Consider the following 25,462-nt stretch of genomic DNA (forward strand, 5'->3'; position numbering starts at 1 on the left):
GCGATTAATCGAGCTTGCCCAGGAGATCGAGCATCTCTTTCGGAATCGATTCGCCGAGCGCGCTATCATAGACGGTGCGCAGCGCGCGACCGACATCCTTGCCGTCACCCGTACTGCGCCTCGTGTCGGGCGCGGTCGAGCCCGCATCCGGGGCCGCGGCCGGCGTACCCCGTGATACCGTATTGTCCGTGCCCGATCCCAAGCCGCGCCCCCTTCAACAACAATGCACGCCCGCTCGCGACTGCGGGACCAGTTGATCCGTAATCGCGCACGGCCCATCCGCGCTGCGACATGCGTATAAAGTCCGCATCGGTGTATGAAACAAAAAAGTCGTTCGTTGGTTCCCCGTACCGGTCGCTCTTTCTTGGCGGCTTGCGCGGGGGCGGGGTTGTCATGTGGCGTCCGGGCTCCCACACAGTTTTGGAACCGCAGGAGTTATCCATCCCATGTCGCTCGGTCAGCAGTTGGTCCCACATCTTCCGTTCCTGCGCCGTTATGCGCGTGCGCTGACGGGCAGCCAGGGCCATGGTGATGCCTATGTGCGTGCCACGCTGGAGGCAATCGTTCAGGCGCCCGATCAGTTCCCCCGCGATGTCGATCCGCGCATGGGGCTCTATCGCACCTTCCAGGCGATCTGGGCGTCGACCAATATCGACATCGATGGAGAGGTCGGCGGCGCGGCGCATGCGCCGGAGACGATCGCATCTGCTCGTCTTGCGCGTGTGACGCCGCTGTCGCGCCAGGCGCTGCTGCTGACCGCGATGGAAGGTTTCTCGCCCGAAGATGCCGGCTATCTGATCGACGCGTCGCCCGAAGATGTCGACTCGCTGGTGGCCGAGGCGCTTGCGGAAATCGAATCGCAGACGCGCGCCGACGTTCTGATCATCGAGGATGAACCGATCATCGCGATGGACCTCGAAACGATCGTGCGCGATCTGGGGCACGACGTCAGCGGCGTTGCCGTTACCCGCGAAGAGGCGGTGACGCAGGCGCTTGCCCAGCGCCCCGGCCTGGTGCTTGCGGATATCCAACTCGCCGACGACAGTTCGGGCATCGACGCGGTGAAGGACATCCTGGCCGAATTCAACGTGCCGGTGATCTTCATCACCGCTTTCCCCGAACGCCTGCTGACCGGCGAGCGGCCCGAGCCGACCTTCCTGATCACCAAGCCGTTCCAGCGTTCGACGGTGAAGGCGGCGATCGCACAGGCTTTGTTCTTCGATCAGGCGACTGTTCCGGCAAACTGACGTATGGGCGGAACCGACTTCGCGGCCATTGCGTTCTTGTAACGACAGATGGCCGGGAGGCGGATGGTGGCGGACGAAGAAATTCATGTCGATAAGGAAGAAGCACGTGCCGGGTCGACCCCGCATGTCGTGCGCTACATCCTGATCATTTCGCTCACGCTCGTGATCCTGGCCTTCATTGGCATCACAATGTGGGGCGGCAACTAAATATGGCAACGGCGGCTTCGCTGGTCATCTCCGATGCGGCCGGCTATTGTGCCGAGCGCGCGAAACACCCCGGGGGACGTACTGCTTTGAACCAATCGCGCGGACATGATGATGAGGACGGCCTGGACGAGGGCGTTGCGCCCGAGCCCGTTCCGCTGTCGGACGCCGAGTTCAAGGAAGAGCTTGCGCGGGTGATCCCGCACCTGCGCGCCTTCGGCCGTTCGGTCTCGGGCAGCCGCGACCTTGCCGACGACCTCGTCCAGGAAACGCTGATGAAGGCGTGGGCTGCGCGCCACCGCTTCCAGGCGGGCACGAACATGCGCGCCTGGACCTTCATCATTCTGCGCAACCTCTATCTTTCCCAGATGCGCCGCGCGCGCTTCAAGGGCGAGTGGGACGATCTGACGGCGGACCGGCTGTTGGCGGCGCCCGCGGGGCAGGACAAGCATGTCGAACTGGGCGACATCCAACGCGCGTTGATGCACCTGCCCGAAGCGCAGCGCGAGGCGTTGATTCTCGTTGGCGCCGGTGGCTTCGCCTATGAGGAAGCCGCAGAAATCTGCGGCGTCGCCGTCGGCACGATCAAGAGCCGTGTCGCCCGTGGCCGTGCCGCGCTGGAAGCGCTGATGACTGATGGCGCCTTGCCGTCTCGCCGCACGCACTCCAACGCCCCGGGCAAGACCGCGCTCGAGGCTATCATGGACGACGTCGACAATCTCAGCCGCGAGAATTGATCGTGATGCTCTCTCTCCACGCTGGGGAGAGGGCATCTCGATCAGATGATGCTACCCTCATCCTTGCGTCGTTCAGCATCGCGCCATTCCCACCACGCCCAGCCGCGTCCGATCGCCAGCACCAGCCAGCCCCAGATGTGCATCCAGAAGCACATCGAGGTTGTCGAGATTGAGCGGTGTGAAATCGATGCGGTTGTGGCCCCGCGAATAGAGCCCGGCGCCATATCCCTGTAGCCGACCGAGTATGCTTATCTCGCGACAGGAATAGCCGATCGAGGGAAGTGTCGGCTTCCCGCCCTTTCCCGAAACGGGATCGCCTGTTACCGGCATGATCACGCCGCCGCCATAGTCCATCACGAACTGCAGCCTGGCGAACTCGGTGCCCGGTTTCAGATCCTCGATATGATGCACAGCCGGCGCGTCGGTGCGCAGCAGCGGCAGCGGATGCAGCGCGAACGACAGGATGATGATGCCGAACAAAAGGGTCGCGAAACCCCAACGGATGATGTTGATCATGTTCTTCCCCCCGAGGAATGTCCGGGGGGAGCGCTAGCCGGTCGTGGCGTGGCGGGGGGCGGTCCAGCCCTTCCCGGCACTGTGGGCGGTTTTACGCCTTCAGTACGATCTTGCCGATATGGTCGCCCGCTTCCATGCGAGCATGCGCGGCGGCGGCCTCGGTCAGGGAGAAACTGCGGTCCATCACCGGGCGCAGGCGGCCTTCCGCGACCAGAGGCCACACGCGCTGCTTCAATTCCTCCGCCACCGCCGCCTTGAACGCCACCGGCCGCGCGCGCAGCGTCGATCCGGTCAGCACCAGCCGGCGCATCATCACTTCGGCGACGCTGATCTCCGCCTTCGCGCCGCGCTGCACCGCGATCGAGACGTGGCGGCCGTCATCGGCCATCGCCTTCATGTTGCGCGGCAGATAGTCACCGCCGACCATGTCGAGCACCACCTGCACGCCGGTGCCGCCGGTGATGTCCTTCACCGCCGCGACGAAATCATCGGCCGAATAGTCGATCGCATGATCGGCGCCCAGCGCGCGCGCCGCATCGCATTTGGCGGCCGATCCGCAGGTGACGATCATCGTCAGCCCGAACAGCTTGCCGAGCGCGATCGCCATCGTGCCGATGCCGCTGGTGCCGCCATGGACGAGGACATGCTCGCCCGTCACCGCGCGGGCGCGCTGGAACAGGTTGCTCCACACCGTGAACAGGGTTTCGGGCAGCGCCGCCGCCTCGACGATATCGAACCCGTCCGGCACCGGCAGGCACTGCGCCGCCGGCGCCACGCAAAATTCGGCATAGCCGCCGCCCGCGACAAGCGCGCAGACGCGCGTGCCGACCAGCGCCGAATCGCCGCCGCCGCCGACCGCGACCACCTCGCCCGCGACCTCCAGGCCGAGAATCGAGGGCGCGCCCTTGGGCGGCGGATACATGCCGCGGCGCTGGAGCACGTCCGGACGGTTCACCCCCGCGGCGGCGACTCGGATCAGCACCTCGCCCGCGCCGGGCAGCGGCACCGGCCGCTCGACGGCCACGAGAACCTCGGGGCCGCCGGCCTCGGCGGGATCGATCGCCAGCATCGTCCGGGTCTGCATCACTGCTCCTGTTTTTGCACGCAGGGGCTTATTGACAGGACGGGCGGCACGATCAAGGTTGTGGGCATGGATCTGGACGATCTCGCCGCGCGGCGGCCCGACGACCCTCTGGTCGCTCTGGTACGCCAGGATCTCGACCCGCTGTCGGTCGACGAACTGCAGTTGCGGGTGGCCGCGCTGGAAGCGGAAATCGCCCGCACGAAGCGCAAGATCGAAGGCGCGATCAGCCATCGCTCCAGCGCCGAGGCGCTGTTCAGGCGATGAGCGTCGCCGGATCCGGATGCGCCGCGTGCGCTTCGAACGGATCCGGTTCGGCTGCGATCGAACCGGCTGCGCTTGATGTCGCGGCACCGGCACACGACATAGATGCTACGGGCCGCCCCTATCCCGGCCCGCTTGGAGTGATTTGATGCCTTCATTCGCCACTGAGCTCGAAACCACTTTGCACAATGCGCTGCGCCATGCCTCCGATCGTCGCCACGAATATGCGACGCTCGAGCATCTGCTGCTCGCGCTGATCGGTGACGAGCATGCCTCCAAGGTGATGGGCGCGTGCGGCGTGAACATGGGCGAGCTCAAGGATGCGGTGACGCTCTACCTCGATACCGAGCTCGATTCGCTCAAGGTCGAAGGGCAGACCGATCCGTCGCCCACCGCCGGTTTCCAGCGCGTTGTCCAGCGCGCCATCCTTCACGTCCAGTCCTCGGGCCGCGACGAGGTGACCGGCGCAAACGTGCTCGTCGCCCTGTTCAGCGAGCGTGAGAGCTATGCCGTCTATTTCCTGCAGCAGCAGGATATGAGCCGCCTCGATGCGGTGAGCTTCATCAGCCATGGCGTTGGCAAGGGCGGCACCGCCCCCGAGCCGCGCGAGGTCAAGGGCGCCGAGGAGGAGAAGACGCAGAAGTCCGAGGCCAAGGGCGGCAAGGCCGAAAGCGCGCTCAAGCAATTCACCGTCGATCTCAACGAGAAGGCGAAGAAGGGCAAGGTCGATCCGCTGATCGGCCGCGGGCCGGAGGTGGACCGCACCGTCCAGATCCTGTGCCGCCGCTCGAAGAACAACCCGCTCTATGTCGGCGATCCCGGCGTCGGCAAGACCGCGATCGCGGAAGGCCTGGCCCGCAAGATCGTCGAGGGCGACGTGCCCGAGGTGCTGCAGCAGGCGGTGATCTACTCGCTCGACATGGGTGCGCTGCTCGCGGGCACCCGCTATCGCGGTGACTTCGAGGAACGGCTGAAGGCGGTCGTCTCTGAACTTGAGAAGCTGCCGCACGCGGTGCTCTTCATCGATGAGATCCACACGGTGATCGGTGCCGGCGCCACGTCCGGCGGTGCGATGGACGCGTCCAACCTGCTGAAGCCCGCGCTGTCGGGCGGCACGATCCGCTGCATCGGATCGACCACCTACAAGGAGTTCCGCAACCACTTCGAGAAGGACCGCGCGCTGCTGCGGCGCTTCCAGAAGATCGACGTCAACGAGCCCAGCATCGAGGATACGATCAAGATTCTCGCCGGCCTGCGCTCGGCGTTCGAGGGGCACCACAACGTCAAATACACCCCCGATGCGATCAAGTCGGCGGTGGAGCTGTCGGCCCGCTACATCAACGACCGCAAGCTGCCGGACAAGGCGATCGACGTGATCGACGAAGTCGGCGCGATGCAGATGCTGGTGGCGCCCAGCAAGCGCAAGAAGACGATCACCTCCAAGGAGATCGAGGCGGTGATCGCGACGATGGCGCGCATACCGCCGAAGTCCGTATCCACCGACGACAAGAAGACGCTGGAGACGTTGGACGCCGATCTGAAGCGTGTCGTGTTCGGCCAGAATCTCGCGATCGAGAAGCTGTCGAGCGCGATCAAGCTCAGCCGCGCGGGGCTGCGCGACCCGGACAAGCCGATCGGCAACTACCTGTTCACCGGCCCCACCGGCGTCGGCAAGACCGAGGTTGCCCGCCAGCTCGCCACGATCCTGGGCATTCCGCTGCAGCGCTTCGACATGTCCGAATATATGGAGCGCCATTCGGTCAGCCGGCTGATCGGCGCGCCTCCGGGCTATGTCGGCTATGATCAGGGTGGCCTGCTGACCGACGCCGTCGACCAGCAGCCACATTCGGTGCTGCTGCTCGACGAGATCGAGAAGGCGCATCCGGACCTGTTCAACATCCTGCTGCAGGTGATGGACAACGGCAAGCTGACCGACCACCACGGCAAGACCGTCGACTTCCGCAACGTGATCCTCATCATGACGACCAATGCCGGTGCTGCCGAAATGGCCAGCGAAGGCATCGGCTTCGGCGCGATGAGCCGCGAGGATGCGGGTGACGAGGCGATCAAGCGGATGTTCACGCCGGAATTCCGCAACCGTCTCGATGCGGTCGTGCCGTTCGGCTATCTGCCGCCCGAGGTGGTCGCCCGCGTGGTGGACAAGTTCATCCTCCAGCTCGAACTGCAGCTGGCGGACCGCAACGTCCACATCAACCTCGACGACGACGCCAAGGCGTGGCTCACCGCCCGGGGCTATGACAAGCTCTATGGCGCTCGCCCGATGGGCCGCCTGATCCAGGAGAAGATCAAGCAGCCGCTGGCGGAGGAACTGCTGTTCGGCAAGCTCGTCCATGGCGGCGAGGTGAAGGTCCACCTGAAGGACGATGCGCTGGCATTCGAAATCGTGTCGGCCGCCCCCAAGATGCCCAAGAAGGGCGGGGGCAAGAAGGTGGAGACGTCGAAGGCGTGACGACGACCCGCAGTGCAGTTGCGCGAAGCGCCGCTGCATTGCGGGTCATATGTTTTTGGCACCGTCCTTCACGGAGTCCTGAAGGCTCCGCAGAACGCTTCGATGTCCGAAACCGCGGTTGATCGCTAAGTGATCATGTAAGCCCGTAAGGACAGCCTGCCGCCGAGCATTGATCACTTCGTTTCTGGGCGCCAATTTCAACGCGGATCGATAGGCAAGTTCCGCGGAATCCGGCTGGCCGGCGTTGATGTGGATATCGCCGAGGATCATCCAGTCCAATGGATCGAACAGGTTCTTCGACACTGCCATGCGCTGAGCATCGGTTGCGAGATTGAGGTCACGAAGATCGAGTGCCGCGTCGCGGATGACGAGTGCCACCCCGCGCGCGCATTCCAGTTCCCGCGATTTGATCGTCCAGATCGACTGAATGGCCGGCAACCGATGAAGATCCGCGAGTTCGTCGACCAGATCGATCAACAGGTCGTCAGGAAGGCGCGTGCCGATCAGGGCCGCCCAGTCGTCGAAGCGCGCACCGAAATCGTCGCCCATGGCGGCGCTGATCAACCAGAATATGTCCCTCCCATGTCTAATGATGTTTGCGACATTGCCGAAATACGCGCCCAAGCCATGACGCTCAGCGCGCGCGAGGCGATGGAACATGCTTAGCGAGCCGGCAGGTCCGAACCGTGCGGACGCGACGATCTCGATAAACCTGACCAGCGAGACTCCGGCCAGCCCCAGCGCGAGCGTCTGTGCATCCTCGGCATTAGCGCGGGCATCGATCGCGCCAAGCTTTTGCCCGGCGGCTTCGACGTCATGCAGTGCGGATCTCAGGCGGTTGGCGTCGAAAGGCTGCAGCAGCGCATTGATCAGATCTTTACACGCAGTTCGTGCTTCGTCACGCGCCACGAGGGGGTCGGTGGCAGATAATGGCGCCACCTCCATCACCCGTTCCGACTCCGGGTCATGCGCTGCGATGCTGGCCAGATCGGTCAATTCATAGACCGCGGCCTCAATCGCGGACGATGGCACGGAGATCACGGCTGGAACCGGATCGAATCCCGGAACACCGTACGCCAATGCTGTAGCGGATTGCCAGCGGCGATCCTCCTGCCCGAAGCCGCGATGAATGAAAGCGATATGAAGCAGCAGGTCCGCTTCGGCGTCCATGCCACGTTGTTCCGCCACTGCCGCACAATCGAGCAGTGTCTGGACGTCACGTGGGCGATCGAGCGCGGCCAAAAGTTGAGGGAGCGCGCCGATCGCTTCCACAGCGTGTCTCGCCGGTAGAGTTGCCGACATATCGGTACGCGTCGCCAAGGGAAGGGAGGGCATCACGCCGGCCAAACCGGTAGAATCATGCCGCGGCGCCTTCGGCTATGGGTTTCTCCGCCATCAGCGCGGCGAACACCTCTTCCGGCTTGATGTGGCGAAGGCAGGCGAAGTCCTTTGCACATTCTTCAGCCCGGGTGATGGCGCAGCCCGCGCACGGAATGCGGCGGCTGATGATTGATCCGGCGTTTTCCTGCCCCCACTCGTTCCAGTTCAGCCGCGCCATGTGCAGGCTGACGGCATGCGTGCCGCGCAATGCAGCAAGATGCTTTGGCCCGGAATCATTGCCGACGAAGCCCTGTGCGAAGCTCAACATCGCATCAAACTCGTCGAATGACATCTTGCCGACGATGCGCAGCAATCGCGGGTGCGACAGCTGCGTCTCGGAAAAAGAATCATAGGCCGCAGCATCGTCCGCCATGACGACAATCTTCAACGCTGTGCGCTCAAGGATCAATGCCACCAGCGCGGCAAAATGCGGCCAGCGACTGAATGCCAGACGGGCGCCCGTATGCAGGACGACATATTCGTCTGCCCGACCGATGCCGAACCGCTTCAAGATCGAGCGGGACAGATCGTCGCGTTGGACGGGAACCGTCCCGCTGTCGATCATCGTCGCCAGCCGGTCGATCAGTGCCACCGTATTGCCTGATGGCGGCGTGCGTTCCAGCGCGTTGACGGGATCGCGCGCATGACTCTCATAGCCGGCCGACAGCCATGGCGAGATTCGCTCGTTGAAACCGTAGAGAAAACGCGCTCCGGAGAGTTTGAGCAGCGGCCGGGAAGCGGAACTCTCGCTGAGGTCGATGGCCAAATCGAAATCGAAGGCGGCGAGCCGGGATTTCAATGCCACTTGGTCTTGGGGAGACATCACGCGGCGGCCTCCACCGGGTACCTCGGGAAAGTCTATCAGGATGATGTGATCAAATAGCCCCAACGAACGGGCGAGGTCAGCATTGGCGCCGGTCAGCAGCCCGACCAATTGCGCATCGGGCAGCAACGCTCTCAGCTTTCTGAGCGCTGGCACGGAAATGACGAGATCACCGAGTTGGTCGACCCGCTGGATCAGCACGTTGCGCGGCGCTTCGGCGAAAATCGATCGGCGGGCTGAACGGATTGCGCTTGGGGCGGCGTTGATCGCTACTTCCAGGCCTTCGCCAAGGTCGTCGAGCGGGCCGACCACGGCATCCGAGTCGGGATGATCCGCCGAATGCAGTGCCGGGTGCACCACGATCATGTCTTTCCACGAAAAGGCGCCCGCTTTGCCTCTGCATCGAATTTCGAGATTGTAGCAGCCGGAGCCGTACTGCGAGAAATCGTGCCAGATATTGAAGGTGGTTTTGTCCGTCACCTCCACGCCGACCGATCCTGCCCCCGCTTCGGCGGAATCGAACACTGTTTCGCCATCGATCAGCATGACGACCGCCATGTCGCTTCCGGCGCCGATGCAGTGGCCGCGCACCGCTTCCACTCCGCGCATGACGCGCGCGCCCCAATGGCCGCGTACGTGGCGCGCCCCTACATGCAGCATTTGGATTCCGGGCATGCGCATGCCGGAAGATAACTTTTCCCGCGGGAAAAGTTCAGGCGCGAGCTGACTGATATCAACCGGTGTGACCGCCGCAGCGGTATCGGTCGGGTCCGGTTCGGCGGCGGCAAGCTCGCGCTCGGCGTCAGCGAAATCGGGCTTCAGTTCAAGTGCGCGGCGATAGGCCTCGACGGAGAGGTCGGGACGTCGTGCAACCTTGTAGAAATGGCCGAGCTGCAGCGCGACATCGGGATTGTTTGGCGTGAGCCGCTTCGCGGCGAGATAATGATGCTCGGCGCCCGCCAGATCGCCCATCTCCTTCATCATATGCCCGCATTGCATATGAATGCGGGCACGGCGCGGGGCGAAGCGGAGCGCTTCTTGATAAAGCGCTGCCGCGATATCCATCCGCCCTTGGTCTCGCGCGAGACCCGCGCGTTTCGAAAGGCCATGGGCGACGCCCCAGGGTGTCAACGCGAAGAGGCGCAGGGCTGCTGCGCGCACTGATTTCATCATGGGGTTCGGCCGATCGGGCAGGTCGCGCAACATGGCATGGAAAATGAGCCTGCGCCTTCAGAGGTGCTTCATCACGGCGTCATAGACTTCCTGCGTGCGGATGTCGGCAATACACGTGAAATCCTTGCCACATTCGTCGGCCTCGTGGAAGATCAGGCAACCCTGGCAGGGCACCTTGCGGCTGATGATCGATCCGAGGTTCTCCTGCCCCCATTCTGTCCAGTTGATCCGTGCGGTGAACAGCGTCACGGCCGGCACACCGCGCAAGGAGGCCAGATGCTTCGGCCCGGAATCGTTGCCGACCAGCACTTTCGCAAAGCTGACGAAGGCGTCAAAATGGGCGAAGGGCAAGCGTTGATCTAGGTAGATCACGCGCGACGACGCAAGCAGTTCGGGTGAAAATGTCGCCCTGACAGCGGGATCTTCCGTCATCATGACGATCTTCAAGTCAGTTTTAGCAAGCAGCATGGCCGCCAGCGCGGCGTAATGCGGCCACCGGCTGAAGATGATGCGCGCGCCCATATGCAGAACTGCATAATCCTCGGCGACATCGAGGCCGTAGGACGTGAGCATTTCACGTGTGAGATCCTCGCGCCGGATAACGGGCGCTGATTCCTTCAACGCCGCACCCAGAGCCTCGATCATCGCCAGCACCTTCGTTGAATGCGGCACGATATCGAGGCCGCTCCAGCGATCGTGGCTGTTGAACGTGAAATCCGTCGTCAGCCACGGCCAGTCGCCGCCGCCAGGGCCATAGGTGAAGGCCGCGCCAGACAGCATCAGCAATTCGCGGGAAACGTTCGACTGGGCGAGATCCATCGCGATATCGAACGCATAGGGCGCCAATTGCGAGCGCAGGGCCTCCTGCGCTGCGATCGGCATCAAGCGCCGCCGCTCGACGGTGTCGTCCGGGAAGTCGACGACGATGATCTCGTCGAACAGGTCGAGCGTGCGGGCGAGTTCGGCGTTGGCGCCGGTCAGCAAACCCACGATGCGCGCGCCCGGCGCGATCTCGCGAAGCCGCCGCATCGCCGGCACGGACGCCACCATGTCGCCGAGCTGGTCTGTCCTGAGCACCAGAATATTGCGTACGCCGTTCGGGAACAGCGTGCGCCTGGCATCACGGACCATGCTCGGCCGTGTGCGGATCTGTTCGTCGATCAACCGCGAATCGTTGCGATCGACATTCACGAGGGCGTCAGAATTAGGATAGTCTGATTCCGCCACCGGATCAGCGACGACGATGCGGTCGTGGTGTGAGCGCGTCTTGCCGTCGGCGGTGAACAGCCGGATTTCCAGGGCGTGCAGCCCGCGCGTAAAGCGCGTGAAGTCGAGCCAGATGTTGAACACATATTTGCGCGTGCGCTGCTCGTCACGCTCCAGATGGACCTTGAACCCGCCCTTCACCGGGCCGCGATAGATCGCCAGCCCGTCCAGCAGGATCTGCGCCTCCACGATCGGTTCGCGCGCGATCGCGAAGCCATGGATCGCCTCGATACCCCGCATGGTCCGGCGGATGCCCCAGAAGCCCGATTCGCGCCGTCCCAGCCGCTTGAGGGCGATGCGCTCCGCATGCATCGTCAGCAGTTCATCAGGCGATTTCGGCGCCAAGTTGGGCGCCAGCCGGCCGATCTGATCGGCCCGGCTCAGCGCCAGAACCTCGCCTCGGAAGCTGGACAACGCGTCCAGCGCGGCAGGATGGGCATAGTCGATATCAGTTGCCGAGGGCATGGCGCCGCCACCGGACCAGCCCTGTTCCTGCAGATTGGCCAGTTCGGTCTTCGGCTCCGCCCAGTCTGGTGACAGCGCCGCTGCGCGGCCATATTCTTCGGCCGCCTGCTCGATATCGCCGAACGTCTTGTAGAAATGCCCCATCTGCAACGCGAGATCGGCATCCTTGGGCAATTGTTCGCAGGCCGCCTTGTAGTGCCGCAGCGCCGCTTCGAGATCCCCGGATTCCTTGCGCATATGGCCGCACTGCACGCGGAGATGGGCATGGCTTGGCCGCAGCCGCGAGGCTTCCTCGAACAGCGCTGCCGCCTCGGCATGGCGGCCGGCATCGCGGGCGGCATCGCCGCGCGCGATCAGCTGTCGTGAGAGCTTGCGCGTGCTGAGCGGCAGGCGTTGAGCGATCTGGCGGATCATCGAGCGACTTCCTGACGGGCGGGTGGTCCGCTGCGCGCGATCAGCGAGCTGGTAGAATGGCCATCGGCGAAGCTGGAAAGCAGCACCCGGCCGCCCCGCGCCTTCACGATATCGGCACCGACCACCTGATCCTCGGAATAGTCGCTGCCTTTCACAAGAAGGTCGGGTTGGAGCGCCTCGATCACCTCGCGCGGTGTGTCCTCGCTGAAGAGGATGACTGCGGCGACCCCCTTGATCGCGCCCATCACCGCCGCGCGCGCGCGTTCGTCCTGGATCGGACGGGTGCTGCCCTTCAGCCGGCGCACGGAGGTGTCCGCATTGAGCGCGACGATCAGGCGGTCGCAATTGGCCGAGGCCTGGGCGAGCAGCGACACATGCCCCGGATGGAGCAGGTCGAAACAGCCGTTGGTGAAGCCGACGGTCAGTTTCTCCGCCTCCCACCGCCGCCGCAGCGCAGCCGCATCCTCGAGAGAGAGCAGCCGGCCATCAGCGATGTCCGAACCGCCGCCGTCGGACAACTGGGTCGCCGCGAGCTCGTCCCGGCTCACCGTCGCCGTACCGAGCTTCGACACGACAATGCCGGCGGCGTGATTGGCCATCCGCATTGCCTCGGTCACGGGCGTGCCCGCGGCCAGCGCCGCGGCCAGCACCGCGACGACGGTGTCGCCGGCACCTGAAACGTCGAACACGTCCTGTGCGACCGTCGGCAGATGGATCGGTGTGCCCTGCCGCGGGAAGAATGACATGCCCTTCTCCGACCGCGTGAGAAGGATATCGGCGCCTGTCGCTTCATGCGCGCGCGCAGAGGCGGCAGCTGCCTGCTCGTCGGTTTCGCACGGATGCTGGGTGGCGTCGCTCAGCTCCTTGCGATTCGGGGTGAGGATGGTCGCGCCCCGATAGGCTGCGAAATCCCTTCGCTTGGGATCGACCAGAACCTTCTTCCCGGCCGCGTTGCAATGGTCGATCACGGCACGCAGCAGGCCGGGCGAACACACGCCCTTGCCGTAGTCGGAAACGAGAACGATGTCGGTCCGGTCGATCGCATCGCGCGCCGCCGCGATGAGTCTCTGTTCGACGCGGGGCGTGAGCGCGACGATATCCTCATGATCGACGCGCACGATCTGCTGATGCGCGCCGATCACGCGCAGCTTGCGCGTAGTGCGTCGATCGTCGGTGGCGACGAGCCCGCTGCAATCCACTTCGCCGACGATTTCAAGGCAGCGCAGCAGGTCTTCGCGGATCGCATCCTGCCCGACTAGGCCCACCAGGCTCGTGCGAACGTCAAGCGCGGCAAGGTTCGCCGCGACGTTCGCCGCGCCGCCCGGCACGGATTTTTCGGAAAGCACCCGCATGACCGGAACGGGCGCCTCCGGCGAGATGCGACTGACTTCGCCTGACATGTAGCAGTCGAGCATGACGTCACCGATGACGGCAACGCGAATGGAGGGGAACTGGTCCAAATGGATATTCATGACGGATCCGGACATGATGGATTATTCGGCCGCGACAGTCGCGAGGGGTTCATTCGCGAACAGCGCATCGGCTTCGGTGGCGGCGAGTGTCAGATGATAGAGCGAACTCGCCGGGATGTGGGAGACCGTCGGTTCGAGCATTGAATCGAGCTGGTCGATCCAGCCACCGGTGAACGGCTTGTCCAAGAAATGGGCGAGCAATGCCCCCGCCGCCGCATCGGCAAGGCCGCGCGCTTCGTGATCGCCGGCCTGGTAACGGACGCCTGCGGCCTTGATTGCCTCGGTGTGCGGCCAGATGCGGTGGGAGGATTTGGCGATGCTCCGGTCGACCCCGCGCAGTTCATCGACGATGACGCCGCCGGCGAGGACACCGTGCGCTCGCGCCACGGCGTAGAGCGGTTCGGCGAATGCGATCGACCGCATGCCCCCCAGGCGTCGATACTCGGCAAGCAGCCAGACCCATTCGAAATGATGACCGGGCTCGACCGCGTCGCGCTTGGCTTCATCCTGGTGCGGCGCCCAGTCCTCACCGAAATATTCCAGCAGCACGTCGTGCCGCCGGTCGAACAGGCGGGTATTGAACAAGTCGATCAGCGCATCGGCACGCGCAAGATATCCGCGGTCCGATGCCGCCTGGTGCAGAAACAGGCAGGATTCGAGCAGATGCATCAATGGATTCTGCCGCTTCGTCCCGTCCGCCGAAGGCACCGCATCGAACAGGCCGCCATGAACAGGGTCGGTCAACCGGCTGTCTATGAAGCGCAGCACCGCATCGGCTTCGTCGAGCCATGCCTTGTTGCCGTCGAGCCGGAAAAGTGCGGCCAGCGCGAACAGGATGAAGGCGTGTGCATAGGCATCGCGGACGCTCGATCCGGCGGTGGACCCTTCCGCCAAAGAGAAGCTGACGCTGGTGATTCTGCCATCGCGGAGCGCAAATTCGTCTAGAACATGGCGCATCGCGCGTTCGGCAAGCGGCGCCCCGTCAGCATACCAGCCGCGTCGGGCGGCGTCTGCATAGACGTAGATCTGTCGAGCCTGCACCATGGCACGATGCGGCACCGATACGGGACGTCCATTCAGATCGAGCCGTTCGTGAAAGCGGCCCTTATCCGCATCGAAACCCAGTACTGCCCAACGCGGGATCGCCACGTTGCGCACCCAATGGACATAGCCTGCGATCGGGTCGCGCGGCGACCTTGCTTCCGTTACTGGTGCCTTGTTCGTCATCGCATCAAGCCCGCGTGCCGGCAGGGGCGGCGTGGCTGGCGAGGGCGTGGCGCACGGTCGCCGCGAGATCGCAGGTGTTGGTATCGACGAGGATGCCTGCTATGCCCGCTGCCTCGGCCGCGGCGATGTCTCGCGGGTGATCGCCGATCATGAAGCTGCGCTGCACGTCGATGCTCCATTCCTTCATCGCGCGCAGAATCATTCCGGGCTGGGGTTTGCGATCGAAATGTTCGGTAGCAAAGCGCGGAACGCTGCCGTCAGGATGAAATGGGCAATAATAGAAATCGTCGATATGTGCGGCGTTATCTGCCAGGACTGCATTCATATGCTCGTGAAACAACTTGACGTCCTCTTCTCCGAACAGTCCCCTCGCAACGCCTGACTGGTTGGTGATGACGATCACCCGATATCCGGCGGCGTTGAGCAGACGCACCGCCTGCACGGCCGTCCGCGTGAATTCCAGGTCCTGCGGACGGTAGACGTAGCCGCGATCGATGTTCAACACTCCGTCCCGGTCGAGAAACGCCGCCGGTGAACGCCCCATGGTGGAACTCAACCCAAACTCCTAGTTCGATGCGCGCTCATGCTGAAGCCGGAGCGGGAGCTTGTAAACACGTCATTCAGAAACGGAAAGTCGCCTAACGACCTGCGCAGTTTGGTGGACCGGCGTGGCGGGCTCTTCATCGAAAATCCCATGCAGGTGTTGCGCCGGATCAGCTAACCAGCCATGGCTCGCGGGATCGCATCTCCTGCGGGTCGATGGATAGCGCAACGTCTGTGCTATTCATGGCGCTATTCGATGAGGATTGGAGAGTCTGTGCTCAGTGGAAATCTCGGCCATCACGATTCTGTTGATGGCAAGCAATGTTTGTTGACGAAGCGGGGCGACGCCGGCCACGCGCTTACCGGACCCTATGAAAAAGTCCTGCCCGGCCAGTATCGCGTGTCGTTCGAGGTGGCGCTGCGCACCCGCGTTACAAGCGAAGACGATCCTGTTTGCGTCGTGCTTGACGTGACGACGCATAACGGCGCCGTCACCTTGGCGCAGCGGGAGTTGCGCCAGTCCGAACTCGATACGCAGCTCGGCCGGTTTGATCTTGATTTCACCCTGCACGCTCTTCGGGAGCTTGAATATCGCGTCTATGCGACCGGTGCGGCAGCGCTGACTATTAGCGGCGAGGCGCGTGTCGAGCACCTCGGCGAGGCTGGCGCGATGCCGGAGATCGATGTCTACAAGCACAGCAACGATCCTGTAGAGATCGGCCATCAGGTGCGCGCGGTGCTGCGCTTGCTGCGGCCCTATGCATTGAAGGGCGTCGGCAAGATCCGTCTCGGCAATCTCTGCGATGGTGGCTATGTTTGCGTCGATGATTTCGCTGGATTGGATACAGCGCTATCGTTTGGCATCAATGACGACATCACGTGGGATTGCGCGGCCGCCGATCGCGGCATGACCATCCATCAGTTCGATCACACCGTTGAGGACCCTGCGCCGACCGACGGCAGGATGATTTTCCACAAGAAGATGATCACGCCAAACGAAAGCGAGACCACGCAGAACATCGCGGGCCTTGTGCGGCGGCTCGATAAGGGCCTTCAGCGGCCTAATATGATGCTGAAGATGGATATCGAGGCGCATGAGTGGGAAGTCATGCATTCCACGAGCGCAGAGGATCTGTCCCGTTTCTCGCAGATTGTGTGCGAGCTACATTATTTCCAGGCGCTCGATCACCCTGATTGGCGACGCTGGATGTATGACAGCCTGACCAAGCTCCATCAGCACTATGCGGTCGTGCATGTGCACGCCAATGTCTACGGGGGGCTGTCCAACATCTCGAACGTGGTTTTTCCCAATGTGCTCGAGGTCACGTTCGCCAATCGCGCGATCTACGAATTCGAGGAAACGGACGAGTTGTTCCCGACGCCGCTGGACACGCCGTGCGACGCGAAGCAGCCTGACATTTTTCTGGGCAATTTCAGGTTCTGAGCCGGTCTTGCATGGTCGGCAGCGATCAGGAGGTGGTGTCGACTATCGCTTTTTTCACTCATGGCCCCGTTCCACCTCCAGCTGTTGCCCCGCCAGCGCGCTCCCGGCGATCTCGGTCGCGCTCAAGCAGCAGCTCGCCGATCTTGACGAACTTCGCCCAGTCGTTGGCGCCTGCGCCCGCCGGTAGCGGGAGGGGAGGCTTCGGCAGGAAGCCCAAGGTCGCCAGGAGCTGCCCCAGCATCACCAGCGGTGCGACGGTCAGTGCCACAGTGACCGATCCGGTCCGCGTGCCGGTGCGCGAGGTGGATCGGCGGGCGGAAGCGGCGCTTTAGGCGGCGAATGCGTTGCCCGGGTGACGCGCTGCCAGATGTCGGCCGTTCCACCGGCATGCGATCGACATAGCTCACCTGTCCGGCCGAACCGCTGACCTGCCCGTTCAGATAATAAGTCAGGAAGCCGAAATTCCGGTTGCCGCGATCAAAGCGGCGCACCGCGGTGGTGACGCTTGCCCGCGGCTCGACAAGGCGGAAGAACACGCCAAAGGGGATTTTGTCGATCGACCTGTTCGATCGAAACTGCAGCAGGAATCGTCGCACTCGCCCACCTTCGCGATTGGCTGTTGCGGCTTGTTGGTCGCAGGGGATCGGGCTCCTCCTCCAGCGGCCGCGGTGCCCCCCGCGATCAGCGAGGCGAGCGCGGCAGTTGCGGCACGAACTCCGGCAGCGCGATCGTGCCGGCAAGCCCCGCCGAGCCGATCTGCTTGAACGGCACGCGCATGACATGTGCCTTGGCAGCGGCCGCGGATGACGAGCGGCATCTCGCCACCAGAAGAAAATTTGGGGCGCGCGGTAGCGAAAAGCGGAAGTCGCCATCATCACCGGTGACCGCGTGGCCCGCGGGCCCGGCCTGCCCGGATTGCATTCGATCTAGACGAAGCGGGCGGGCGTGCCCCTGAGCTAAGCAGGCCGGCGATGAGTTGCGGCGGCGCGGTGCGCTCGACCAGCTCTGCCTGGAATATGCCGAGGCTGGAATAACCTTCCGCTATACCGCTGAACAGGTTGCAAGTATTAGCATCGCGGATCGCAAGTAACAGCTCGGCCGCCGCCTCATCCTTCACCTCGGCAATCGGATAGATGGTCAGCGGCGTGCGCTGGCGCGCGATTAGATGAGCATGTCACGGAAACCAAACATGCGATGAAATGAAAGGAATGCACGATCAGTAGGTCGACAGATCAGCGCTTGCGGGTCAATTCGCGCATTGCGTTGTCCAGCCCGCCCAATGTCAGCGGATACATCCGGTCGTTCATCAACTCGCGCACCAGCCGCGTCGAATGCGCATAGTCCCAGTGCGACTGGTCGACCGGGTTGAGCCACACCGTCGCGGGATAGATGCCGGTCACGCGCTGCAGCCACACCGCGCCCGCTTCCTCGTTGAAATGCTCCACCGATCCGCCGGGGTGGCTGATCTCATAGGGGCTCATCGCGGCATCGCCGACGAACACTACCTTATAGTCGTGGCCATATTTGTGGAGCACGTCCCAAGTCGGGGTGCGTTCGGCGAAGCGGCGGCGATTGTCCTTCCACACGCCTTCGTAGAGGCAGTTGTGGAAATAGAAGAATTCAAGATTCTTAAACTCGGTGGTCGCGGCCGAGAAGAGTTCCTCGCAGAGCTTCACATGCGGATCCATCGATCCGCCGACGTCGAGGAACAGCAGCAATTTCACCGCATTGTGCCGCTCCGGCCGCATGCGGATGTCGAGCCAGCCCTGGCGTGCGGTGCCGTCGATCGTACCGTCGATGTCGAGTTCGTCCGCGGCACCCTCGCGCGCGAAGCGGCGCAGGCGGCGCAGCGCCACCTTGATGTTGCGCGTGCCAAGTTCGCGGGTGGAATCGAGATTCTTGAAATTGCGCTGCTCCCAAACCTTGATCGCACGACCCTGCCTGCCCTCGCCGCCGATTCGCACGCCCTCGGGATTATAGCCCGAATGGCCATAGGGGCTGGTGCCGCCGGTGCCGATCCACTTGCTGCCGCCCTGATGCTTGCCCTGCTGCTCCTCGAGCCGCTTCTTCAGCGTATCCATGATCTCGTCCCAACTTCCGAGCGCCTCGATTTCCTTCTTCTGCTCGTCGGTGAGGTAGAGTTCGGCGATCGCGCGCAGCCAGTCCTCGGGGATCTCGGCGGGAGCGGTGCCGAAGCTGATCTCGATCCCCTTAAACACCTTGGCGAAGACCTGATCGAACCGGTCGAGCAGGCTCTCATCCTTCACGAAGGTGGCGCGGGCGAGATAGTAGAATTCCTCGGGCCGCCGCTCGATCACGTCGCGGTCGAGCGCTTCGAGAAGGATGAGATGCTCCTTGAGCGAAGCCGGGATGCCAGCGGCGCGCAGAGCATCGAGAAAGGCGAGGAACATCTTCTACCTTCTCCCTCTCCCCTCCGGGGAGAGGGGTAGTCGCGCAAAGCGGAATGGCGGCAGCAAACTGGCTCCGTCGCCATTCCCGACGAGGCGGTACGCCAAGCGCAACTGCCCCTCTCCCCCGAGGGGAGAGGGCGCGCGGCGGCAGCCCCCCTCGCACTCGGCAATCATGTTCACCCCTTCTGCCGCCGCGCCATGAACGCCAGCCGCTCGAACAGCATCACATCCTGCTCGTTCTTCAGCAGCGCGCCATGGAGCGGCGGGATCGCCTTGGTCACGTCCCGCGACTGCAGCACGTCGAGCGGCAGATCCTCCACCAGCAGCAGCTTCAGCCAGTCGAGCAGTTCGGATGTGGAAGGCTTCTTCTTGAGGCCGGGCACCTCGCGCACGTCGTAGAACAGCTCCAGCGCCTTGCTGACGAGGATCTTCTGGATGCCGGGGAAGTGGACCTCGATGATGTCGCGCATCGTCTCGCGGTCGGGGAATTTGATGTAGTGGAAAAAGCAGCGGCGCAGGAAGGCGTCCGGCAGCTCCTTCTCATTGTTGGAGGTGATGACCACGATCGGCCGCTCCACCGCCTTCACCGTCTCGCGCGTTTCGTAGACGTGGAACTCCATGCGATCGAGTTCCTGCAACAGGTCGTTGGGGAATTCGATGTCGGCCTTGTCGATCTCGTCGATCAGCAGCACCGGCAGTTCGGGGGCGGTGAACGCCTCCCACAATTTGCCGCGGCGGATATAATTGCCGATGTCGTGGACGCGCGGATCGCCCAGCTGGCCGTCGCGCAGCCGCGCCACCGCGTCATATTCGTACAGGCCCTGCTGCGCCTTGGTGGTCGACTTGATGTTCCATTCGATCAGCGGCGCGTTGGCGGCCTTGGCGATCTCGTGCGCGAGCACCGTCTTGCCGGTACCGGGTTCGCCCTTCACCAGCAGCGGGCGCCTCAGCGTCACCGCGGCGTTGACCGCGACCTTCAGATCATCGGTGGCGACATAATTGCTGGTGCCTTCGAACCGCATCGCGTCCCTCTCGCCGACCATTCCCACTTTTCGGGATAAGGCCGCCGTGCCGGACGCGCAAGCATACCGCGCGTGCGATCGGGGTCGGCGTCAGCCGCGGTCGCGGGCGGCGCGGCGTGCTTCCAGCAGATCCCACAGGCCGCGCTGCTGGCCGAGCAACTGGCGCGCGCCGAACAGCATCGCCCGGGCGATGCCCTGCGTTTCGGCGACGCTGTCGACCAGCGCCAGTGTATCCCCGGTGCCGGGCAGGCTCACGGGCAGGGGGGTAACGCCCAGCCGCTCGGCGGCATCGTCCAGCAGCGCGCGGATCGCGACCCAATCGAGCAGAAGCGCCGCCGCCGCGCCGATCGCGCAGCCGGTGCGGCCGGATTCGGCGAGGATGCTGAACGCGTGGCGCTGGGCCTGGATCGCCGTCTCGCATTCGGCCTGGCCGGGGGTGCTGGGCATGGGCCCGGCGGCGCCGACCAGATTGGCGAGGTTGGCGCGTTCCTCGACGAAACCGGCGGCTGCCTGCTCCAGCCAAGCGCGCACGGGGGCGGGCTGTGCGGTGAGCTGCACCTGATCGATCAGCGCGGGGTGGCTGCCATGAAGCTGGACGAGATAGTGGATGGCATCGGCCAGGTTGCGTGCGGCATGTTTGCCGGCGGTCAGCGCCGCGGGGCGGCACCAGCGGTGGGCCGCGCTGCCTTCGTCACGGGCCATGGCGGACAGCGTGACCGCCATGCTGTCCAGACCGTCTTTTCGAATCGCCTCGATCATCGAGCGTCGCTTTAAGTGCTTTTGCGTAAAGGCGAGGTTTACGAGAGTGGGAAATTCGGGGCGGGGCTTTTCAGGCCGCGCGCCGGGACAGGATGCTCCCTGCCATTCCGACGTGGGTGGGCTCGACGCAGCCCGGCATGCGCCCCCTTCCCGAAGGAAGAGGGCGGACAGGCGCTTATTGGTCGAGGAAGCTGCGCATCTTGCGGCTGCGGCTCGGATGCTTGAGCTTGCGCAGTGCCTTCGCCTCGATCTGGCGGATGCGTTCGCGGGTCACCGAGAATTGCTGGCCGACTTCTTCCAGCGTGTGATCGGTGTTCATGCCGATGCCGAAGCGCATGCGCAGCACGCGTTCCTCACGCGGCGTGAGCGAGGCGAGCACGCGGGTGACGGTTTCCTTCAGGTTGGCCTGGATCGCGGCATCCACCGGGATGATCGCGTTCTTGTCCTCGATGAAGTCGCCCAGGTGCGAATCCTCCTCGTCGCCGATCGGCGTTTCGAGGCTGATCGGCTCCTTGGCGATCTTCATCACCTTGCGAACCTTTTCGAGCGGCATCGAAAGCCGCTCCGCCATCTCCTCGGGCGTGGGCTCGCGGCCCTGCTCGTGGAGGAATTGGCGGCTGGTGCGAACCAGCTTGTTGATCGTCTCGATCATGTGCACCGGAATGCGGATCGTGCGTGCCTGATCGGCGATCGAGCGCGTGATCGCCTGCCGGATCCACCAGGTAGCGTACGTCGAGAACTTATAGCCGCGGCGATATTCGAACTTATCCACGGCCTTCATCAGGCCGATATTGCCCTCCTGGATGAGATCCAGGAACTGCAGGCCGCGGTTCGTATATTTCTTGGCGATCGAGATCACGAGGCGGAGATTGGCCTCGACCATCTCCTTCTTTGCGATGCGCGCCTCGCGCTCGCCCTTCTGCACCATGTTGACGATGCGGCGGAACTCGGCGAGCGCCATGCCGGTCGCCTGCGCGATCTCGCCGATCTCGGCACGGATGCGGTCGACCGCGGCGCCTTCGTTGGCGACGAAATTGCCCCACTTCTTGTCGATGGTAGCGACCGAAGCCGTCCAACCCTCGTCCAGCTCATGGTCGAGATAACGGTCGAGGAAGTCCTTGCGCGGCACCTTGTGGCGCTCGGCCAGGCGCAGCATCTGGCCGCCCAGAGCGGTCAGCCGGCGGTTGTAGCTGTAGAGCTGGTCGACAAGATATTCGATCTTCGCGCCATGGAACTGCACGCTCTCGACCTCGGCGGTGAGATCCTCGCGCAGCTTCTGATATTTCTTCTCCTCGGCCGCGCCGAAGTCATTGCCGACGCCGAGCACCTCGATGCGCGCCTGCTGCAGCTTGGTGAACTTCTTGTAGAGCGAGGTGATCGTCGCGAATTTTTCGAGCGCGGCCGGCTTCAGCGTCTCTTCCATCTGCGCGAGGCTGAGGGTGTTGTCCTCCTCCTCATCGTCCGACGGGCGCTTGGCGCGGCGCTCGGTCATCGACTCGTCGTCATCGTCCGCCGGGGCTTCCTCGACGTCCTCTTCTTCCTTGTAGGACGGGCCGGCGGTCTTCTCGGAAATCTCGCCATCGGCTTCCTCGCCATCCTCGGTGAGGCTTTCCGGCGCCGGATCCTTGGAGAGCATCGCGTCGAGATCGAGGATCTCGCGGAGCTGCATCGTGCCTTCGTTGAGCGCGTTCGACCAGTCGATGATCGCGTTGAAAGTGATCGGGCTCTCGCAGAGGCCCAGGATCATCGTGTCGCGGCCGGCCTCGATGCGCTTGGCGATGGCGATTTCGCCCTCGCGGCTGAGCAGTTCGACGGCGCCCATCTCGCGCAGATACATGCGCACGGGATCGTCGGTGCGATCGACGCTCTCGCGCTTCTTCTCGGCGACATTGGCGGAAGGGCCATCGGCGGCATCGGTGGCCTCGACCTCATCGTCGGCCTGGTCCTCGGGCTCCGCGTCCTCGCCGGCATCCTCGTTCTCGACGATGTTGACGCCCATTTCGTTGAGCGCCGACATGACGTCTTCGAGCTGATCCGACGACATCTGATCCTGCGGCAGCGCCTCGTTCAGCTGATCATAAGTGATGTAGCCGCGCTTCTTGGCGCGCGCGATCAGCTTCTTGAGCGACGCCTCGTTGAGGTCGATGAGCGGCGCATCGCCGCTACCGTCGGTCTTGTCCGTCATTTCCTGGGAATTCGCCTTCGCCATACGTTCTAAACCTGTTCCTCGGGGCCGGACCCTATTTCATAGGCCCTGCCTAGAAGCGCCGCCCTCGCTTCGCGTAACGCCTGACGCCGGGATTCTAACGCCTCGTAGTTCGACGGCGATAAATCTTCAATCAGACGCTGCGCGACTCGTTCAAATTCCTGCGTCAGCGCCTGTTCCCGGGCCAGCAGTTCGACCAGTTCGCGCAGCTGATATTCTGCCGATTCGGTGTCGTCCGCCGATTTGAGAAACGCATAGCCGAGCTCCGGCGCCGCACTGCGATCGCCTTTCGACGGATTTCGCAGCATGTCCAATATGGATCGGAGGGCGCCATCATCAAGGGCTGGCCGCGTAATCGCGGTGCTGAGCAGCGCGTCGCGGACCTCCGAAAGCAGCGGATCGTCGATCAGCAGGTCGGAAAGCGGCTCGGCCACCGCGGCGATCGCGCGGGGCCACAGTGCAAGCCCCACCAGCACCGCGCGCAGCACCGCTTCCTCCACCGCGCGCTGCCCGGGAGGGAGTCGTCGAGGACCGCCGGCTCCGCCGCCGCGACCATCGCGGTTGTTGTCACGGTCACCGCCGCGTTTCCAACCGAAGTCTTGGTAGAAGCGGTCGCGGAAGGCGCGGCGATACTCCTCCGCGATCACCTTCACTTTGTGGCCGTTCGCCACCTCGTCCAGCCGGTGGCGCAGCGCCGCGCGGCCGTCCGGTCCGGCAAGGTCGAGCCCCGCCGCGGCGGTGTCCCACAACAGGTCGACGAGCAGGCGCGGGCTGGTCGCCACCGCTTCGAACGCCGCGGCGCCGCCCTCACGGATTACATCGTCGGGATCCTTGCCGCCGGGCAATGTGACGAAGCGCAGCGACTGGCCGGGAACCATCGCGGCATAGGCACGCTCGGCGGCGCGCATCGCCGCCTTCTGGCCGGGCTTGTCGCCGTCGAAGCACAAGGTCGGCACGTCGACCAGCTTCCACAGCCGTTCGAGCTGCGCCTCGGTGAGCGCGGTGCCGAGCGGCGCCACCGCCTCCTCGATGCCGGCCTGCGCCAGCGCGATCACGTCCAGATAGCCCTCGACCACGATCACCCGGCCGGTGCGGCGGGCAGCGGGGGCGGCGCGATCGAGATTGTAGAGCGTGCGGCCCTTGTCGAAGAGCGCGGTTTCCGGCGAGTTCAGATATTTGGGCTCGCCCTGGCCGATGATGCGCCCGCCGAACGCGATCGTCCGCCCGCGCTGGTCGCGGATCGGGATCATCAGACGGCCGCGGAAGCGGTCATACGGCTCGCGATTGTCCTCGGGCGCGATCAGCAGGCCGCAATCGACCAGCATCTGGTCGCCGAAGCTGTCAAGCGCCTTGCGCAGCTTGCCGCGGCTGTCGGGCGCGAAGCCGAAGCCGAACATCTTGATCGTGGCGGCGGTGATGCCGCGCTTGTCGAGATAGGCGCGGGCCTCGCTGCCCTCGATGCCGGCCAGCTGGTCCTGAAACCAGCGCGCTGCCGCCTCCATCGCATCGGTGAGCCCCACCGCCCGCTCCGCCTTCGCGGCGGCGCGGGGATCGGGCGCGGGCATCTCCATGCCGGCGGTCGCGGCGAGTTCCTTCACCGCATCCATGAACGGCAGGCCGCGCGCCTCGGTCAGCCACTTGATCGCGTCGCCATGCGCGGAGCAGCCGAAGCAATGGTAGAAGCCCTTCTCGTCATTGACGTAGAAACTCGGGCTCTTCTCCTGGTGGAACGGGCAGCAGGCGGCATATTCGCGCCCCTTGCGGATGAGCTTCACCGTGCGCCCGATCAGGGTCGACAGCGTGGTGCGGTCGCGCAGTTCGTCGAGGAATTGCGGGGAAAGGGCCATCTTAAAGGCTCCCCTCCCGCTCGCGGGAGGGGTTGGGGGAGGGCCTGTCCCTCAAAACCCGCTCGATCTCCGCCAAGCCTTCGATATTCCTCGTTTCACGCGGACCATCCCCCCCACCGTTCGTCCCGAGCGAAGTCGAGGGACATTGGGGGAGCGAAGAAAGCTCGCCCGGCGGGCGGGAAAAGAATTTCAACGCGGTCCAATCCTGCCGGATCAGCGCTTCCTTCTTGGCGCGCGACCAGGGCTTGATGCGGCGCTCGGCTTCGAGCGCCTCGATGCGAGTCGGAAAATCCTGCGCCCAGACGAGCTCGACCGGCAGGCGCTGCGACGTGAAGAGGCAGAACCCGCCAGTCTGATGTTCGGCTATCCGGCGATCAAGCGCGTCGGTGTGGCCGGTATAATACCGGCCATCGGCGCAGCGCAGGATATAGGCCCAGAATGCCACGCGGTCTTCGTGTCCCCTCGTCCCTCGACTTCGCTCGGGACGAACG

Annotated in this window: 22 protein-coding genes; 6 read left to right on the forward strand and 16 right to left on the reverse strand. The window is 64.0% G+C overall.

What is annotated here, in order from left to right; genetic code table 11:
- Nucleotides 1–4: 4 nt before the first annotated feature.
- Entirely contained in the window at nucleotides 5–202 is a 198-nt protein-coding gene (locus tag FHS96_RS22755) for a NepR family anti-sigma factor (RefSeq protein WP_429597343.1), read from the reverse strand.
- Nucleotides 203–446: 244 nt separating this feature from the next.
- Between FHS96_RS22755 and FHS96_RS22760 the strand changes: the two genes are divergently transcribed.
- The 3 genes from FHS96_RS22760 to FHS96_RS22770 all read left to right on the forward strand — a co-directional run bounded on the left by FHS96_RS22760 (nucleotide 447) and on the right by FHS96_RS22770 (nucleotide 2,188).
- The gene (locus FHS96_RS22760; protein WP_429597346.1) at nucleotides 447–1,247 is read left to right on the forward strand and encodes a response regulator; all 801 of its coding nucleotides are present in this window, start codon (nucleotides 447–449) and stop codon (nucleotides 1,245–1,247) included.
- A 66-nt stretch (nucleotides 1,248–1,313) separates the two neighbouring features.
- Nucleotides 1,314–1,454 (forward strand): hypothetical protein, encoded by a 141-nt coding sequence (locus tag FHS96_RS22765; protein ID WP_429597349.1) that lies wholly within the window; start codon nucleotides 1,314–1,316, stop codon nucleotides 1,452–1,454.
- Between the two features lie 86 nt (nucleotides 1,455–1,540).
- On the forward strand, nucleotides 1,541–2,188 hold the full coding sequence (locus FHS96_RS22770; RefSeq protein ID WP_429597351.1) for a sigma-70 family RNA polymerase sigma factor: 648 nt from the start codon (nucleotides 1,541–1,543) through the stop codon (nucleotides 2,186–2,188).
- Between the two features lie 72 nt (nucleotides 2,189–2,260).
- Here FHS96_RS22770 and FHS96_RS22775 read toward each other — a convergent pair whose 3' ends face one another.
- On the reverse strand, nucleotides 2,261–2,704 hold the full coding sequence (locus FHS96_RS22775; RefSeq protein WP_429597354.1) for a hypothetical protein: 444 nt from the start codon (nucleotides 2,702–2,704) through the stop codon (nucleotides 2,261–2,263).
- Between the two features lie 91 nt (nucleotides 2,705–2,795).
- Entirely contained in the window at nucleotides 2,796–3,788 is a 993-nt protein-coding gene (locus FHS96_RS22780; RefSeq protein ID WP_429597357.1) for an NAD(P)H-quinone oxidoreductase, read from the reverse strand.
- A gap of 66 nt (nucleotides 3,789–3,854) precedes the next feature.
- On the opposite strand from FHS96_RS22780, the gene FHS96_RS22785 reads away from it, so the two are divergent.
- The gene (locus FHS96_RS22785) at nucleotides 3,855–4,052 is read left to right on the forward strand and encodes a DUF1192 domain-containing protein (protein WP_429597360.1); all 198 of its coding nucleotides are present in this window, start codon (nucleotides 3,855–3,857) and stop codon (nucleotides 4,050–4,052) included.
- Between the two features lie 145 nt (nucleotides 4,053–4,197).
- Nucleotides 4,198–6,519 (forward strand): ATP-dependent Clp protease ATP-binding subunit ClpA, encoded by a 2,322-nt coding sequence (clpA, locus tag FHS96_RS22790; RefSeq protein ID WP_429597363.1) that lies wholly within the window; start codon nucleotides 4,198–4,200, stop codon nucleotides 6,517–6,519.
- Nucleotides 6,520–6,564: 45 nt separating this feature from the next.
- On the opposite strand, the gene FHS96_RS22795 is transcribed toward clpA, so the two are convergent.
- The 6 genes from FHS96_RS22795 to FHS96_RS22820 all read right to left on the reverse strand — a co-directional run bounded on the left by FHS96_RS22795 (nucleotide 6,565) and on the right by FHS96_RS22820 (nucleotide 15,295).
- On the reverse strand, nucleotides 6,565–7,791 hold the full coding sequence (locus tag FHS96_RS22795) for a hypothetical protein (RefSeq protein WP_429597366.1): 1,227 nt from the start codon (nucleotides 7,789–7,791) through the stop codon (nucleotides 6,565–6,567).
- Nucleotides 7,792–7,876: 85 nt separating this feature from the next.
- Complete coding sequence (locus tag FHS96_RS22800) at nucleotides 7,877–9,928, reverse strand: glycosyltransferase family 9 protein (protein ID WP_429597369.1); 2,052 nt, start codon at nucleotides 9,926–9,928, stop codon at nucleotides 7,877–7,879.
- Between the two features lie 24 nt (nucleotides 9,929–9,952).
- The gene (locus FHS96_RS22805; RefSeq protein ID WP_429597372.1) at nucleotides 9,953–12,040 is read right to left on the reverse strand and encodes a glycosyltransferase family 9 protein; all 2,088 of its coding nucleotides are present in this window, start codon (nucleotides 12,038–12,040) and stop codon (nucleotides 9,953–9,955) included.
- A complete protein-coding gene (rfaE1, locus tag FHS96_RS22810) occupies nucleotides 12,037–13,512 on the reverse strand; it encodes a D-glycero-beta-D-manno-heptose-7-phosphate kinase (protein ID WP_429597375.1) in 1,476 nt (491 codons plus the stop codon). The genes FHS96_RS22805 and rfaE1 overlap by 4 nt, the downstream gene beginning before the upstream one ends.
- Before the next feature lie 21 nt (nucleotides 13,513–13,533).
- Nucleotides 13,534–14,739, reverse strand: a complete 1,206-nt coding sequence (locus FHS96_RS22815) for an AGE family epimerase/isomerase (protein ID WP_429597378.1) — start codon at nucleotides 14,737–14,739, stop codon at nucleotides 13,534–13,536.
- 4 nt (nucleotides 14,740–14,743) lie between these two features.
- On the reverse strand, nucleotides 14,744–15,295 hold the full coding sequence (locus FHS96_RS22820) for a D-glycero-alpha-D-manno-heptose-1,7-bisphosphate 7-phosphatase (RefSeq protein WP_429597381.1): 552 nt from the start codon (nucleotides 15,293–15,295) through the stop codon (nucleotides 14,744–14,746).
- Nucleotides 15,296–15,610: 315 nt separating this feature from the next.
- Here FHS96_RS22820 and FHS96_RS22825 point away from each other — a divergent pair, with 315 nt between their 5' ends.
- The gene (locus FHS96_RS22825; protein WP_429597384.1) at nucleotides 15,611–16,726 is read left to right on the forward strand and encodes a hypothetical protein; all 1,116 of its coding nucleotides are present in this window, start codon (nucleotides 15,611–15,613) and stop codon (nucleotides 16,724–16,726) included.
- Between the two features lie 122 nt (nucleotides 16,727–16,848).
- On the opposite strand, the gene FHS96_RS22830 is transcribed toward FHS96_RS22825, so the two are convergent.
- The 7 genes from FHS96_RS22830 to FHS96_RS22860 form a co-directional block, all read right to left on the reverse strand.
- On the reverse strand, nucleotides 16,849–17,322 hold the full coding sequence (locus FHS96_RS22830; RefSeq protein ID WP_429597387.1) for a hypothetical protein: 474 nt from the start codon (nucleotides 17,320–17,322) through the stop codon (nucleotides 16,849–16,851).
- Nucleotides 17,323–17,958: 636 nt separating this feature from the next.
- Nucleotides 17,959–19,137: a vWA domain-containing protein gene (locus tag FHS96_RS22835; protein WP_429597390.1), complete on the reverse strand. Its 1,179-nt coding sequence runs from the start codon at nucleotides 19,135–19,137 to the stop codon at nucleotides 17,959–17,961.
- 176 nt (nucleotides 19,138–19,313) lie between these two features.
- Complete coding sequence (locus tag FHS96_RS22840) at nucleotides 19,314–20,159, reverse strand: AAA family ATPase (protein WP_429597392.1); 846 nt, start codon at nucleotides 20,157–20,159, stop codon at nucleotides 19,314–19,316.
- Between the two features lie 90 nt (nucleotides 20,160–20,249).
- A complete protein-coding gene (locus FHS96_RS22845) occupies nucleotides 20,250–20,918 on the reverse strand; it encodes a DUF6975 family protein (RefSeq protein ID WP_429597395.1) in 669 nt (222 codons plus the stop codon).
- Between the two features lie 175 nt (nucleotides 20,919–21,093).
- Entirely contained in the window at nucleotides 21,094–23,127 is a 2,034-nt protein-coding gene (gene rpoD, locus FHS96_RS22850; RefSeq protein ID WP_429597398.1) for an RNA polymerase sigma factor RpoD, read from the reverse strand.
- A gap of 5 nt (nucleotides 23,128–23,132) precedes the next feature.
- Nucleotides 23,133–24,971, reverse strand: coding sequence for a DNA primase (dnaG, locus tag FHS96_RS22855; RefSeq protein WP_429597401.1), 1,839 nt, complete (start codon nucleotides 24,969–24,971; stop codon nucleotides 23,133–23,135).
- 1 nt (nucleotide 24,972) lies between these two features.
- The gene (locus tag FHS96_RS22860; protein ID WP_429597404.1) at nucleotides 24,973–25,416 is read right to left on the reverse strand and encodes a GIY-YIG nuclease family protein; all 444 of its coding nucleotides are present in this window, start codon (nucleotides 25,414–25,416) and stop codon (nucleotides 24,973–24,975) included.
- Between the last annotated feature and the right edge of the window lie 46 nt (nucleotides 25,417–25,462).

The sequence above is a fragment of the Sphingomonas zeicaulis genome (genome assembly GCF_050433225.1).
GTDB classification, from domain to species: domain Bacteria; phylum Pseudomonadota; class Alphaproteobacteria; order Sphingomonadales; family Sphingomonadaceae; genus Sphingomonas_D; species Sphingomonas_D zeicaulis.

What these genes read in the sequence shown, in the direction of transcription:
- FHS96_RS22760 (WP_429597346.1), top strand. Translation starts at nt 447, where the DNA reads ATGTCGCTCGGTCAGCAGTTGGTCCCACATCTTCCGTTCCTGCGCCGT.
- FHS96_RS22775 (WP_429597354.1), bottom strand. Translation starts at nt 2,704, where the DNA reads ATGATCAACATCATCCGTTGGGGTTTCGCGACCCTTTTGTTCGGCATC.
- FHS96_RS22780 (WP_429597357.1), bottom strand. Translation starts at nt 3,788, where the DNA reads ATGCAGACCCGGACGATGCTGGCGATCGATCCCGCCGAGGCCGGCGGC.
- FHS96_RS22785 (WP_429597360.1), top strand. Translation starts at nt 3,855, where the DNA reads ATGGATCTGGACGATCTCGCCGCGCGGCGGCCCGACGACCCTCTGGTC.
- clpA (WP_429597363.1), top strand. Translation starts at nt 4,198, where the DNA reads ATGCCTTCATTCGCCACTGAGCTCGAAACCACTTTGCACAATGCGCTG.
- FHS96_RS22800 (WP_429597369.1), bottom strand. Translation starts at nt 9,928, where the DNA reads ATGTTGCGCGACCTGCCCGATCGGCCGAACCCCATGATGAAATCAGTG.
- FHS96_RS22805 (WP_429597372.1), bottom strand. Translation starts at nt 12,040, where the DNA reads ATGATCCGCCAGATCGCTCAACGCCTGCCGCTCAGCACGCGCAAGCTC.
- rfaE1 (WP_429597375.1), bottom strand. Translation starts at nt 13,512, where the DNA reads ATGAATATCCATTTGGACCAGTTCCCCTCCATTCGCGTTGCCGTCATC.
- FHS96_RS22815 (WP_429597378.1), bottom strand. Translation starts at nt 14,739, where the DNA reads ATGACGAACAAGGCACCAGTAACGGAAGCAAGGTCGCCGCGCGACCCG.
- FHS96_RS22835 (WP_429597390.1), bottom strand. Translation starts at nt 19,137, where the DNA reads ATGTTCCTCGCCTTTCTCGATGCTCTGCGCGCCGCTGGCATCCCGGCT.
- FHS96_RS22840 (WP_429597392.1), bottom strand. Translation starts at nt 20,159, where the DNA reads ATGCGGTTCGAAGGCACCAGCAATTATGTCGCCACCGATGATCTGAAG.
- FHS96_RS22845 (WP_429597395.1), bottom strand. Translation starts at nt 20,918, where the DNA reads ATGATCGAGGCGATTCGAAAAGACGGTCTGGACAGCATGGCGGTCACG.
- rpoD (WP_429597398.1), bottom strand. Translation starts at nt 23,127, where the DNA reads ATGGCGAAGGCGAATTCCCAGGAAATGACGGACAAGACCGACGGTAGC.
- dnaG (WP_429597401.1), bottom strand. Translation starts at nt 24,971, where the DNA reads ATGGCCCTTTCCCCGCAATTCCTCGACGAACTGCGCGACCGCACCACG.